The organism is Pseudomonas sp. WS 5059 (assembly GCF_012985525.1).
In the GTDB taxonomy this organism is placed as follows: Bacteria; Pseudomonadota; Gammaproteobacteria; order Pseudomonadales; family Pseudomonadaceae; genus Aquipseudomonas.
This window is the reverse complement of the sequence record NZ_JAAQWO010000006.1, coordinates 308,855-320,958: the sequence shown is the minus strand read 5'-3', so window position 1 is coordinate 320,958 and position 12,104 is coordinate 308,855. Positions and strand designations below refer to the sequence as shown.

At 59.9% G+C, this 12,104-nt stretch carries 13 protein-coding genes; all 13 read left to right on the top strand.

The window, feature by feature from the left end; all coding sequences use genetic code 11:
* Window positions 1-3 precede the first annotated feature (3 nt).
* The 13 genes from fdx to HBO12_RS19410 all read left to right on the top strand — a co-directional run bounded on the left by fdx (window position 4) and on the right by HBO12_RS19410 (window position 12,019).
* The gene (gene fdx / locus HBO12_RS19470) at window positions 4-345 is read left to right on the top strand and encodes an ISC system 2Fe-2S type ferredoxin (RefSeq protein ID WP_016977666.1); all 342 of its coding nucleotides are present in this window, start codon (window positions 4-6) and stop codon (window positions 343-345) included.
* A gap of 14 nt (window positions 346-359) precedes the next feature.
* A complete protein-coding gene (gene iscX / locus HBO12_RS19465) occupies window positions 360-560 on the top strand; it encodes a Fe-S cluster assembly protein IscX (protein WP_057437937.1) in 201 nt (66 codons plus the stop codon).
* A 91-nt stretch (window positions 561-651) separates the two neighbouring features.
* Window positions 652-1,077 carry a nucleoside-diphosphate kinase gene (gene ndk, locus HBO12_RS19460; protein ID WP_017846179.1) on the top strand — a complete coding sequence of 142 codons (426 nt, stop codon included), beginning with the start codon at window positions 652-654 and terminating at the stop codon, window positions 1,075-1,077.
* 29 nt (window positions 1,078-1,106) lie between these two features.
* Window positions 1,107-2,255, top strand: a complete 1,149-nt coding sequence (rlmN, locus tag HBO12_RS19455) for a dual-specificity RNA methyltransferase RlmN (protein ID WP_169956313.1) — start codon at window positions 1,107-1,109, stop codon at window positions 2,253-2,255.
* A gap of 12 nt (window positions 2,256-2,267) precedes the next feature.
* Window positions 2,268-3,026 carry a type IV pilus biogenesis/stability protein PilW gene (gene pilW / locus HBO12_RS19450; protein WP_169956315.1) on the top strand — a complete coding sequence of 253 codons (759 nt, stop codon included), beginning with the start codon at window positions 2,268-2,270 and terminating at the stop codon, window positions 3,024-3,026.
* A complete protein-coding gene (locus HBO12_RS19445) occupies window positions 3,026-4,015 on the top strand; it encodes a RodZ domain-containing protein (RefSeq protein WP_170042971.1) in 990 nt (329 codons plus the stop codon). Before pilW ends, HBO12_RS19445 begins: the two co-directional genes overlap by 1 nt.
* Window positions 4,016-4,017: 2 nt before the next feature.
* Window positions 4,018-5,127, top strand: coding sequence for a flavodoxin-dependent (E)-4-hydroxy-3-methylbut-2-enyl-diphosphate synthase (ispG, locus tag HBO12_RS19440; RefSeq protein ID WP_057437947.1), 1,110 nt, complete (start codon window positions 4,018-4,020; stop codon window positions 5,125-5,127).
* 23 nt (window positions 5,128-5,150) lie between these two features.
* Window positions 5,151-6,440: a histidine--tRNA ligase gene (gene hisS / locus HBO12_RS19435; RefSeq protein WP_099169878.1), complete on the top strand. Its 1,290-nt coding sequence runs from the start codon at window positions 5,151-5,153 to the stop codon at window positions 6,438-6,440.
* A 41-nt stretch (window positions 6,441-6,481) separates the two neighbouring features.
* Complete coding sequence (locus HBO12_RS19430) at window positions 6,482-7,123, top strand: YfgM family protein (RefSeq protein WP_057437951.1); 642 nt, start codon at window positions 6,482-6,484, stop codon at window positions 7,121-7,123.
* A complete protein-coding gene (bamB, locus tag HBO12_RS19425) occupies window positions 7,116-8,267 on the top strand; it encodes an outer membrane protein assembly factor BamB (protein WP_032858293.1) in 1,152 nt (383 codons plus the stop codon). The genes HBO12_RS19430 and bamB overlap by 8 nt, the downstream gene beginning before the upstream one ends.
* A 134-nt stretch (window positions 8,268-8,401) precedes the next feature.
* Window positions 8,402-9,871: a ribosome biogenesis GTPase Der gene (gene der / locus HBO12_RS19420; RefSeq protein WP_057437955.1), complete on the top strand. Its 1,470-nt coding sequence runs from the start codon at window positions 8,402-8,404 to the stop codon at window positions 9,869-9,871.
* 220 nt (window positions 9,872-10,091) lie between these two features.
* A complete protein-coding gene (locus tag HBO12_RS19415) occupies window positions 10,092-11,240 on the top strand; it encodes a pyridoxal phosphate-dependent aminotransferase (protein ID WP_170042970.1) in 1,149 nt (382 codons plus the stop codon).
* Window positions 11,228-12,019 carry an amidohydrolase gene (locus HBO12_RS19410; RefSeq protein WP_170042969.1) on the top strand — a complete coding sequence of 264 codons (792 nt, stop codon included), beginning with the start codon at window positions 11,228-11,230 and terminating at the stop codon, window positions 12,017-12,019. Before HBO12_RS19415 ends, HBO12_RS19410 begins: the two co-directional genes overlap by 13 nt.
* Window positions 12,020-12,104: the final 85 nt, after the last annotated feature.

The window sequence follows — 12,104 nt, the reverse complement described above, 5'->3', positions numbered from 1 at the left end:
CTGATGCCGCAGGTCATTTTTCTGCCACACGCCGAGCATTGCCCGGACGGTATGGTCGTGGAGGCTGAGACCGGCAAGTCCATTCTCGAAGTTGCCCACGACAACCACATCGAGATCGAGAGTGCTTGTGGTGGCGTTAACGCCTGTACCACGTGTCACTGCATTATCCGCGAAGGTTTCAATAGCCTTGAAGAGGCCGATGAGCTGGAAGAGGACTATCTTGATAGGGCGTGGGGCCTGGAACCGACGTCGCGTCTGAGCTGTCAGGCCAAGGTGGGAACAGAGGACCTTACCGTCGAAATTCCGAAGTATTCGCTCAACCATGCGGCCGAAGCGCCGCACTGATTCAAGGAAGTGTCATGAGTCTTAAATGGGTTGATGTGCAAGAGATCGCTATTCTGCTGGCCGATGGCCATCCGGATACGGATCCCTATTCCGTGAACTTTGTAGCTTTGCGTGACATGGTCATGGCCTTGCCAGGGTTCGAAGACGAGCGGGATCGCGGCGGTGAAAAGGTTCTTGAAGCTATCCAGACTGCCTGGAAAGAAGAACAGGACTGAAGCCTCCCTCACGCAGTTAGGCAATACCCAAGAACCCGCGTATAATTCGCGGGTTTAATTTTTCGCAAATTACCGTTTCTGGAGTTACACCATGGCTGTTCAACGTACTTTCTCCATCATCAAGCCTGACGCTGTTGCAAAAAACGTCATCGGCGAGATCACCACTCGTTTCGAAAAAGCCGGCCTGAAGGTTGTAGCTTCGAAACTCAAGCAACTGTCCAAGGCTGAAGCTGAAGGCTTCTACGCTGAGCACAGCGCTCGTGGCTTCTTCGGCGACCTGGTTGCCTTCATGATCTCCGGTCCTGTTGTTGTACAGGTTCTGGAAGGCGAAAACGCTATCGCTCTGAACCGTGAGCTGATGGGCGCTACCAACCCTAAAGAAGCTGCTGCCGGCACCATCCGTGCTGACTTCGCTGACTCCATCGACGCCAACGCTGTACACGGTTCGGACTCCGAAGCCGCTGCTGCTCGCGAAATCTCGTACTTCTTCGCAGCTACTGAAGTAACCACTCGCTAAGCATTGGCTTAAAGAGTGAAGGTGAATCCATGACTACATCGACTGTAAAAACCAACCTGCTGGGTCTGACTCAACAGGAAATGGAAAAATTCTTCGACTCAATCGGGGAGAAGCGTTTCCGTGCCGGTCAGGTAATGAAGTGGATTCACCACTTTGGCGTCGACGATTTCGACGCCATGACGAACGTCAGCAAGGCCCTGCGCGACAAGCTCAAGGCGATTGCCGAGGTTCGTGGTCCCGAGGTTGTCAGCGAGGACATCTCCAGCGATGGCACCCGTAAGTGGGTGGTGCGCGTGGCGTCCGGCAGTTGCGTCGAGACCGTCTACATTCCCCAGGGCAAACGCGGCACCTTGTGCGTTTCGTCCCAGGCAGGCTGTGCCCTGGACTGCAGTTTCTGCTCCACCGGCAAGCAAGGCTTCAATAGCAACCTCACCGCCGCCGAAGTCATCGGCCAGGTGTGGATTGCCAACAAATCCTTTGGCAGCGTACCGGCGACCGTCGACCGTGCCATCACCAACGTGGTGATGATGGGCATGGGTGAGCCGCTGCTGAACTTCGACAACGTGATTGCGGCCATGCATCTGATGATGGACGACCTGGGCTACGGCATTTCCAAGCGCCGTGTGACCCTGTCGACCTCCGGCGTGGTCCCGATGATCGATGAGCTGGCCAAGCACATCGACGTCTCCCTGGCGTTGTCGCTGCATGCGCCCAATGACGCATTGCGTAACCAATTGGTGCCGATCAACAAGAAGTATCCGCTTAAGATGCTGCTCGAATCTTGCCAGCGTTATATGGCGACCTTGGGCGAGAAGCGCGTGCTGACTATTGAGTACACCATGCTCAAGGACATCAACGACAAGGTCGAACACGCGGTCGAGATGATCGAACTGCTTAAGAACACCCCGTGCAAGATCAACCTGATTCCGTTCAACCCGTTTCCCCATTCTGGCTACGAGCGGCCGAGCAACAACGCCATTCGTCGTTTCCAGGATCAACTGCACCAGGCAGGCTACAACGTCACTGTGCGCACCACCCGTGGTGAAGACATCGACGCCGCCTGTGGTCAATTGGTAGGACAGGTGCTGGATCGCACCCGTCGTAGCGAGCGTTATATCGCCGTGCGCGAGTTGAGCGCCGACAGCGATCTGGCGCAGAACGCCGCGACACGAACCTGAGAGAGGAACTCTATGCCCCTGCGCCTTGCGCTGCTTTTGCTTGTTGCCAGCCTCTCGGTTGGCTGTGTTTCATCGGGCTCTGACAGCCCGCTGCAAACTGGCAAGGGCCGCGACGAAGCGCGTGCTGCCTATGTGCAGCTGGGGTTGGGTTACTTGCGCCAGGGCTTGAGCGAGCAGGCCAAGGTTCCGCTGCAAAAGGCCCTGGCCCTCGATAATCAGGATGCCGACGCCAATGCTGCGCTAGCGCTGGTGTTCCAGGCCCAGGCCGAGCCCGAGCTGGCCGACCAGTATTTCCAGAAGGCCCTGGCGGTTCGCCCCCATGATCCGCGCCTGCTTAACAACTACGGCAGCTTCCTGTTTCAGCAGGAGCGTTATAAGCACGCGGCCGGTTATTTCCAGCAAGCAGCTACTGATACCCTATATCCTGAGCGTTCGCGGGTTTTCGAAAACCTGGGAGTGACCTCCATGCGCCTTGGCCAACGTGAAGACGCCCGCCGGCAACTGGAAAAAGCCCTGCACCTGAACCAGCGCCAGCCACGGGCCTTGCTTGAAATGGCCCAGTTGTCGTTTGAAGACAGGCATTATGTGCCGGCACGTGACTATTACGAGCGTTTTAGCCTGCTCAGTGGGCAAAATGCACGTAGTCTATTGCTTGGTGTGCGCCTGGCCACAGTTCATGAAGAACGCGACAAGGCCGCACGTTTTGGCCAGCAACTAGAACGACTCTATCCCGGTACGCCGGAATATCAGCAATACCTGTCGGAGCAATGATGAAAGCCGCGCACCCGGAAGTTGTAGCCGCTAATCGCGTAAACCCAGGCGAGACCTTGCATCAGGCCCGCGAAAGCAATGGTTGGTCGCTCGAAGAAGTGGCCCTCAAGCTCAATTTGACCACCACTTCCCTGGGCAACCTGGAAAACGGCGCGTTCGACAAACTGCCCGGGCATACCTTCGCCCGCGGTTATATCCGTGCCTACGCCAAGCTGCTGGGCACCGACCAGGCCATCCTGGTCCAGCAATTCGACCAGTTCACCGGTACTGATTCCCAGGGCAGCAACGTACACGGTCTTGGTCGTATTGAAGAGCCCGTGCGTGTTTCCCACACGATTTTGCGAATTGTCAGCCTGTTGCTGCTGATTGCGGTGATCGGTGGTGGTTTTGTCTGGTGGCAGGACCAGACCTCGCTGCGCAGCAAGGACTTGATCAGCAACGCTATGGAGCACGTCGAAGTCGAAAGCGCCGACGGCACCACCCAGATTCATCCCCTGGACGAGCCGGAAGACCAGGCTGTCGCCCAGGGCGAGGCCACGGCTGAAACCAATCTTGACCTGCAAGCAGGCCAACCGCCTGCCGAAGCCGGCACCGAGTCGGCCCCGGCCGTCGTTGCAGCCGCTCCAGCCGCGCCCGCAAGCCAGGTTCCGGCCACTGCGGCCCAGGCCCCCGTTGTGCCGGCACCGGTCGCACCCGTCGCTCCAACGGTCGCCGCACCTGCCGCCCAGGCGCCTGCCAGCGTGGCGGGCGATGGCCGTCTCCAGATTACCTACGTCGCTGACTGCTGGACACAAGTCACCGATGGCAATGGCAAGGTCCTGTTCAGTGCTTTGAAGCGTAAGGGAGATACGCTTGATCAGGTCGGCAAGCCTCCTTTGACGCTGCGTCTGGGCTTCGCCCGTGGCGCGCAAGTGGCCTACAACGGCCAGCCTGTGGACGTGGCGCCGTTCACCAGTGGCGAGACCGCTCGCCTGAAGTTGGGACAATAGTCATGCACGGCGAATCTCCAATCAAACGTCGCGTATCGCGCAAGATCTGGGTCGGCTCGGTGCCGGTGGGTGGCGATGCCCCCATCGCCGTACAGAGCATGACCAACAGCGACACCAATGATGTGGCTGCCACAGTGGCCCAGATCAACCGCTTGGAAGCCGCCGGCGTCGATATCGTGCGGGTTTCCGTGCCGGATATGGACGCTGCCGAGGCGTTTGGCCGCATCAAGCAATTGGTCAAGGTGCCACTGGTCGCCGATATCCACTTCGACTACAAGATCGCGTTGCGCGTGGCCGAACTGGGTGTCGACTGCCTACGGATCAACCCGGGCAACATCGGTCGCGAAGACCGCGTGCGTGCCGTGGTCGATGCGGCCCGTGATCGCGGGATCCCGATCCGTATCGGCGTCAACGCCGGTTCCCTGGAAAAAGACCTGCAAAAAAAATATGGCGAGCCTACCCCGGCAGCCCTGGTCGAGTCTGCACTGCGCCACGTCGAGCACCTTGAGCGCCTGAATTTCCAGGACTTCAAGGTCAGCGTAAAGGCTTCCGACGTGTTCATGGCGGTAGAAGCCTACCGCCTGCTGGCCAAGGAAATCGTGCAGCCGTTGCACCTGGGCATCACCGAAGCCGGTGGTTTGCGTTCAGGCACAGTGAAATCTGCGGTGGGTCTCGGTATGCTGCTGGCCGACGGGATTGGCGATACCATTCGCATCTCCTTGGCGGCGGACCCGGTAGAGGAAGTGAAAGTCGGCTACGACATTCTCAAATCCCTGCATTTACGCTCCCGTGGCATCAACTTTATTGCCTGCCCGAGTTGCTCGCGGCAGAACTTCGACGTGGTGAAAACCATGAACGAGTTGGAAGTACGCCTGGAAGACCTGCTGGTGCCGCTGGATGTCGCGGTTATCGGTTGCGTGGTCAACGGGCCGGGTGAGGCCAAGGAGGCGCATGTGGGCCTGACCGGCGGCACCCCGAACCTGATTTACATCGACGGCAAGCCGTCGCAGAAATTGACGAATGATAATCTGGTGGATCAGTTGGAACGGCTGATCCGCGAGAAAGCGGCCGAGAAGGTCGCCTCTGACGCAGCGCTTATCGCTCGCGGCTGATCGAACGAATTTAAGGATTTGATGTGAGCAAGTCTCTGCAAGCCATTCGTGGCATGAACGACATCCTGCCCGAGCAGACGCCCCTGTGGCGCTATTTCGAGAGCACGGTCGCGCGCCTGCTGGATAACTACGGTTACAAGCAGATCCGCATGCCAATCGTCGAGTTCACCGAGCTGTTCAAACGCTCCATCGGTGAAGTGACCGACATCGTCGAAAAAGAGATGTACACCTTCGAAGATCGCAACGGCGACTCCCTGACCCTGCGTCCGGAAGGTACCGCTGCGTGCGTGCGCGCTGTGCTTGAGCATGGCATCACCGGTGGCGGCCAGACCCAGAAGCTGTGGTACATCGGCCCGATGTTCCGCCACGAGCGCCCACAAAAAGGCCGTTATCGCCAATTCCACCAGATCGGTTGCGAAGTCTTCAACCTCGATGGTCCGGACATCGACGCCGAGCTGATCGTGCTGACCTGGCGCCTGTGGGGCCAATTGGGCATCCGCGACGCGGTCAAGCTCGAGCTCAACAGCCTGGGCACCAGTGAGTCCCGTGGCCGTTACCGTGAGGCCCTGGTCGAGTACCTGTCGGCCCACCTGGACAAGCTCGATGAAGACAGCCAGCGTCGCCTGAAGACCAACCCGTTGCGCGTCCTCGATACCAAGAACGCCGACACCCAGGCCGTGCTGGTCGACGCGCCGAAAATGGCCGACTACCTGGATGACGAATCCCGCACCCACTTCGAGGGCCTCAAGGCTCGCCTGGATGCGGCCGGTATTCCCTACGTGATCAACCCCAAGTTGGTGCGCGGCCTCGATTACTACAGCAAGACCGTGTTCGAGTGGGTCACCGACAAGCTCGGCGCCCAGGGCACCGTGTGTGCCGGTGGGCGCTACGACGGCCTGGTCGAGCAGATGGGCGGCAAGCCGACCACGGGCGTGGGTTTTGCCATGGGCATCGAGCGGCTGATCCTGTTGCTGGAAACCCTGGAGCAGATCCCTGAAGAAATTTCCCGTCAGGTGGACGTGTACCTGTGCGCCTTTGGCGAGGCAGCTGAATTGGCTGGCCTGGCCTTGAGCGAGCAACTGCGCGACCAACTGCCGAGCCTGCGCCTGCTGGTCAATGCCGGCGCTGGCAGCTTCAAGAGCCAATTTAAGAAAGCCGACAAGAGCGGCGCGTTGTACGCGCTGATCCTGGGCGACGATGAACTGGCCCAGCAAGTGGTAAGTGTCAAACCCCTGCGTGGCCAGGGCGAACAACAAAGCATTGCCTTTGATGCGCTTGCCGCGCACTTGGCCACCTGCATCGTGCAGGGTTGAAGCTGTCAAACAGCCGAATTTAGCGATTAAGGAGTATTGGGGTGTCGAGTACTGAAGATGATCAGCTGGCCGAGTTCAAAGACTGGTGGCAGCGTAACGGCAAACCCTTGGTAACTGGCGGCCTGCTGGCGCTGGTGGTGGTGTTCGGTTGGCAGGCGTTCCAGAAGTATCAGGGCAATCAGTCGCAAGGCGCCTCGATGCTCTATCAGCAACTGCTGGAAACCACGCTGACGCCCACTGGCAAGCCTGATCCTGCCCAAGTGGCGGACCTGGCCGGCAAGCTGAAAAACGAATTTGGTGGTAGCACCTACGCCCAATACGGCAGCCTGTTCGTCGCGAAAGTCGCGGTCGATACCGGTAAGCTGGATGATGCAGCCTCCGAGCTCAAAGCCATCGCCGACAAACCGAGCAACCCGACCCTGGGTGAAATCGCACGTCAGCGCCTGGCCCAGGTCCTGGCCGCACAGAACAAAGCCGACGAAGCACTGAAACTGCTCGACGGCGATGCTGACAAGGCATTTGTAGCCACTCGCGAAGAGCTCAAGGGCGACCTGCTGGTCCAATTGGGTCGTACCGACGAAGCCAATGCTGCGTACCAAAAAGCCAAGGCTGCGCTGTCTGATGAAGCAGCGGTCGGTGGCTTACAAATCAAGCTGGACGACTTGGCCAAAGGGGATGCGTGACGTGATCCGTTGGAAACATGCAGCATTGCTGGCTCTGGCCGTTTTGGCCGCGGGTTGCAGCAGCAACAGCAAAAAAGAACTGCCTCCGGCCGAGCTGACCAGCTTCAAGGAAGAAGTGGTCCTGCAAAAGCAGTGGAGCCGCTCCATCGGTGACGGCCAGGGCGACACCTACAACATGCTGGTACCGGCAATCGACGGTGACAACATTGTGGCCGCTGACGTGACGGGCGTGGTGATCTCCATGGATCGCATGAACGGCGACGTCAAGTGGAAGAAAGACCTCGAGCTCCCGGTTTCCGGCGCCGTCGGCGTGGGTTACGGCATGGTGATGATCGGCACGCTGAAAGGCGAAGTCGTGGCCCTGGATTCGAGCAACGGTGAAGAGAAATGGCGCGCTCGCGTGACCAGTGAAGTCCTCGCACCGCCTGCCACCAACGGCGACATCGTCGTGGTGCAGACCCAGGATGACCGTGTCATCGGCCTCGACGCCAACACCGGTGAGCAGCGCTGGCTGTATGACAGCACCCCTGCGGTGTTGACGTTGCGCGGTACCAGTGGTCCGGTTGTGACCAATAACCTGGCGCTGGCAGGTCTTTCGACCGGTAAAGTGGTCGCTCTGGATACCCAGAACGGCGTGCCGGCCTGGGAATCGCGGGTCGCCATTCCACAAGGTCGCTCCGAGCTGGACCGTGTCGTGGACATCGACGGCGGCTTGCTGCTGTCGGGCGAAACCCTGTACGTCGCCACTTACCAGGGCCGTGTTGCGGCGCTGGACCTGCAAAGCGGTCGTGTCCTCTGGCAGCGTGATGCTTCCAGCTACGCCGGTGTCGCCCAAGGGTTTGGCAGCGTCTACGTGAGCCTGGCATCCGGTACCGTTGAAAGCGTCGACGAACGTTCCACCACAGCCCTGTGGAGCAACGACTCGTTGGCTCGCCGTCAACTGTCGGCTCCGGAAGTATTCTCCAGCTATGTAGCGGTAGGCGACCTGGAAGGTTACCTGCACCTGCTGAGCCAGGTGGATGGCCGCTTTGTCGGCCGTGAGCGTATCGACAGCGACGGCCTGCGTGCGCGTCCGCTGGTAGTAGGCAACATGCTTTATGTGTTTGGTAACAGCGGCAAGCTGGAAGCCCTGACCATCAAGTAAGAACTATGCTTGGGGTAACCCCCAGGCGGCCCTGCTTCGGCAGGGCATGCGGCACCTTCGGGTGTTGCCCCGAGCACCAGCCGCTGCCTTGCAGCGGCTTTTGTATTTTCTGAAATAACGCAGTGGAGAGCCGCATGGTTCCCGTAATCGCCCTGGTGGGCCGACCTAACGTCGGCAAGTCCACCTTGTTCAACCGCCTGACCAGGACTCGCGACGCCATCGTCGGCGACTTGTCCGGTCTGACCCGTGATCGCCAATACGGTGAGGCAAAGTGGCAAGGGCGCTCCTACATTATTGTCGACACCGGTGGTATCTCCGGTGACGAGCATGGCATGGACGAAAAGATGGCCGAGCAGTCGCTGCTGGCCATTGAAGAAGCCGATGTCGTGTTGTTCCTGGTGGACGCCCGCGCGGGCTACACCGCTGCCGACCAAATGATCGGCGAGCACTTGCGCAAGCGTAACAAGCGCTCCTATTTGATCGCCAACAAGATTGACAACATCGATCCTGAGGCGGCCCGAGCCGAATTCAGCCCGATGGGCCTGGGTGACGCGATTCCCGTCGCCGGTGCCCACGGTCGCGGCATCACCCAGATGTTGGAAATCGCCCTGCGCGACTTCCCCAAGGATGACGCCGAAGAGGTTGAAGGTGAAGAAGAGATCGTCGCCGAAGGCGAGGAAGCCAAGCGCATTCCTGGCCCGAGTGAAAAAGACGGGATCAAGATCGCCATCATCGGCCGCCCGAACGTCGGCAAGTCGACCCTGGTCAACCGCATGCTCGGTGAAGACCGGGTAATCGTCTATGACCAGCCCGGCACCACCCGCGACAGTATCTACATCCCGTTCGAGCGTAACGACGAGAAGTACACGCTGATCGACACCGCCGGTGTGCGCAAGCGCGGCAAGATCCACGAGGAAGTTGAAAAGTTCTCGGTGGTCAAAACCCTGCAGGCGATCAAAGACGCCAACGTGGTGATCTTCGTCATGGACGCCCGCGAAGGCGTGGTCGACCACGACCTCAACCTGCTGGGCTTTGCCCTGGAGGCCGGTCGGGCATTGGTGATCGCGATTAACAAATGGGACGGCATGACCCCGAGCGAGCGCGACTTCGTCAAGGTCGAGCTGCAACGTCGGTTGTTCTTCGTCGACTTCGCCGATATCCACTTTATCTCGGCGCTGCACGGCACTGGCGTGGGCAACCTCTACGCTTCGGTACAGAACTCGTTCAAGTCGGCGGTCACCCGCTGGCCGACCAACCGTCTGACCCAGATCCTCGAAGACGCCGTGGGCGAACACGCGCCACCGATGGTCAACAACCGTCGGATCAAGCTGCGTTACGCCCACTTGGGTGGTGCCAACCCGCCGATTATCGTGATCCACGGTAACCAGATCGAGAAGGTGCCCAAGTCCTACGTGCGTTACCTGGAAAACACCTACCGCCGTGTCCTGAAGCTGGTCGGTACACCGATCCGCATCGAGTTCAAAGGTGGTGAAAACCCGTACGAAGGCAACAAGAACAGCCTGACTGACCGCCAAGTGAACAAGAAACGTCGCTTGATGAGCCACAACAAGAAGGCTGACAAAAAGCGTAAAGATCGCCGCTAGCCCTGGGAGCAGGCTTGTGTGGGAGCGGGCTTGCCCGCGATAGCGACAGGTCAGACACCGATGTGCTGACTGACCCAGCGCCAACCCAGGCAAGCCAGCTCTTATGTAAGTTAGGCGTTACCCAAGAAGGGGCTCTGAACGAGCCCTTTTTTGTGCCTCACGATTGACCCTTCGGCGCTTGCAGCTTACAACTTGTAACTCACCGCCAGGGGCCCACCGAATGATCACCAGCAAGCTGCCAAATGTCGGCACCACCATTTTCACCACCATGTCGCAACTCGCTGCCGAAACCGGCGCGTTGAACCTGTCCCAGGGATTTCCCGACTTCAATGGCCCCCAGGCCTTGCTCGACGCGGTGGGCAAACACGTTGCCAGCGGCCATAACCAATACGCGCCAATGACCGGCCTACCGGCCCTGCGCCAGCAAGTGGCGGCCAAGATCGCCCGCAGCTATGGCGTGCAGGTCAGTCCCGACAGCGAAGTGACCATCACCCCCGGCGCCACCCAGGCGATCTTCTGTGCGATCCAGGCGGTGATCCGCAGCGGTGATGAAGTGATTGTCTTCGACCCGTGCTACGACAGCTACGAACCTGCGGTGGAGCTGGCCGGTGGGCGTTGCGTGCATGTGCAGTTGGGGCTGACGGACTTCAGCCTGGATTTCGAGCAGATCGAGGCGGCGCTGTCACCGCGTACGCGGATGATCATCCTCAACACCCCGCACAACCCCAGCGGCGCCCTGATCAGCCGCGCCGAGCTGGACCAATTGGCCGAGCTGATCCGCGACCGCGATATCTACCTAGTCAGCGATGAAGTCTACGAACACCTGGTTTTCGATGGCGTGCCCCACGTCAGCGTCCTGGCCCACGAAGAGCTGTATCAGCGCGCGTTCGTGGTCAGCTCCTTTGGCAAGACCTACCACGTCACCGGCTGGAAGACCGGCTACGTGGTGGCCCCAGCGGCCTTGAGCGCCGAGCTGCGCAAGGTACATCAATACGTCAGCTTCTGCGGTGTGACGCCGTTGCAGTTCGCCCTGGCCGACTTTATGGCCGAGCACCCGGAACATGTCGAGGAACTGCCAGCCTTTTACCAGGCCAAGCGCGACCTGTTCTGCGATCTGCTGGCCCCCTCGGGTTTCAGTTTTACGCGGGTGGCCGGTACTTACTTTCAACTGGTGGATTACTCACAGATTCGCCCGGACCTGGATGACGTGGCCATGTCGCTGTGGATGACCCGCGAGCATGGCGTGGCGACAATTCCGGTCTCGGTGTTCTACCAGAACCCACCCCAAGGCCAGCGCCTGGTGCGCCTGTGCTTTGCCAAACGCGAGGAGACGCTGCGCCAAGCAGCCGAGAAACTATGCGTGATCTAAGTGCTTTACCCGACCTGAATATCGCCCTGGTACAGACCACCCTGGCCTGGCATGACCGCCAGGCCAACCTGGAGCATTTCGAGTTGCTGCTGGAGCAGACCGCGGGCGCCGACCTGATCGTGCTGCCGGAAATGTTCACCACCGGCTTTTCCATGGAATCCCAACTGCTAGCCGAAGCCGAAAACGGCCCGACCCATGAATGGCTCAAGGCTCAGGCACATAAGCACAACGCGGTGATTACCGGCAGCGTGATCATCCAGGCCGCCGATGGCAGTCACCGTAACCGCCTTTTGTGGGCGCGGCCCGATGGCGAGGTGTTGCACTACGATAAGCGCCACCTGTTTCGCATGGCCGGCGAGCACAATCACTACACGCCTGGCGAGCGTCAGGTGCAGTTCGAGCTCAAGGGTTGGCGGATACGCCCGCTGATCTGCTACGACCTGCGCTTCCCGGTGTGGAGCCGGGACGCCCAGGACACCGACCTGCTGCTGTACACCGCCAACTGGCCGGGGGCGCGGCGCCAGCACTGGAACCGCCTGTTGCCGGCCCGGGCCATCGAAAACCTGTGCTATGTGGCGGCGGTGAATCGGGTGGGGACGGATGGCAAGGGTTTTGCCTACACCGGGGACAGCCAGGTCCTGGACTTCCAGGGTGAAAGCCTGCTGAGCGCGGGGGAGGCGGACGGGGTGTTCCAGGTGTGCCTGGAGGCGGCGCAATTGGCGGAGTACCGCACGCGATTTCCGGCGAATCTGGATGCCGATAGCTTTCAGTTTGTCTGACAGGAGCCCGTTGCCAGTGAGGTAGCTATCGCGGGCAAGCCCGCTCCTACAGGGGACTGCATTGCAATGTGGGAGCGGGCTTGCC

What these genes read in the sequence shown, in the direction of transcription:
- fdx (WP_016977666.1), top strand. Translation starts at nt 4, where the DNA reads ATGCCGCAGGTCATTTTTCTGCCACACGCCGAGCATTGCCCGGACGGT.
- iscX (WP_057437937.1), top strand. Translation starts at nt 360, where the DNA reads ATGAGTCTTAAATGGGTTGATGTGCAAGAGATCGCTATTCTGCTGGCC.
- ndk (WP_017846179.1), top strand. Translation starts at nt 652, where the DNA reads ATGGCTGTTCAACGTACTTTCTCCATCATCAAGCCTGACGCTGTTGCA.
- rlmN (WP_169956313.1), top strand. Translation starts at nt 1,107, where the DNA reads ATGACTACATCGACTGTAAAAACCAACCTGCTGGGTCTGACTCAACAG.
- pilW (WP_169956315.1), top strand. Translation starts at nt 2,268, where the DNA reads ATGCCCCTGCGCCTTGCGCTGCTTTTGCTTGTTGCCAGCCTCTCGGTT.
- HBO12_RS19445 (WP_170042971.1), top strand. Translation starts at nt 3,026, where the DNA reads ATGAAAGCCGCGCACCCGGAAGTTGTAGCCGCTAATCGCGTAAACCCA.
- ispG (WP_057437947.1), top strand. Translation starts at nt 4,018, where the DNA reads ATGCACGGCGAATCTCCAATCAAACGTCGCGTATCGCGCAAGATCTGG.
- bamB (WP_032858293.1), top strand. Translation starts at nt 7,116, where the DNA reads ATGCGTGACGTGATCCGTTGGAAACATGCAGCATTGCTGGCTCTGGCC.
- der (WP_057437955.1), top strand. Translation starts at nt 8,402, where the DNA reads ATGGTTCCCGTAATCGCCCTGGTGGGCCGACCTAACGTCGGCAAGTCC.
- HBO12_RS19415 (WP_170042970.1), top strand. Translation starts at nt 10,092, where the DNA reads ATGATCACCAGCAAGCTGCCAAATGTCGGCACCACCATTTTCACCACC.
- HBO12_RS19410 (WP_170042969.1), top strand. Translation starts at nt 11,228, where the DNA reads ATGCGTGATCTAAGTGCTTTACCCGACCTGAATATCGCCCTGGTACAG.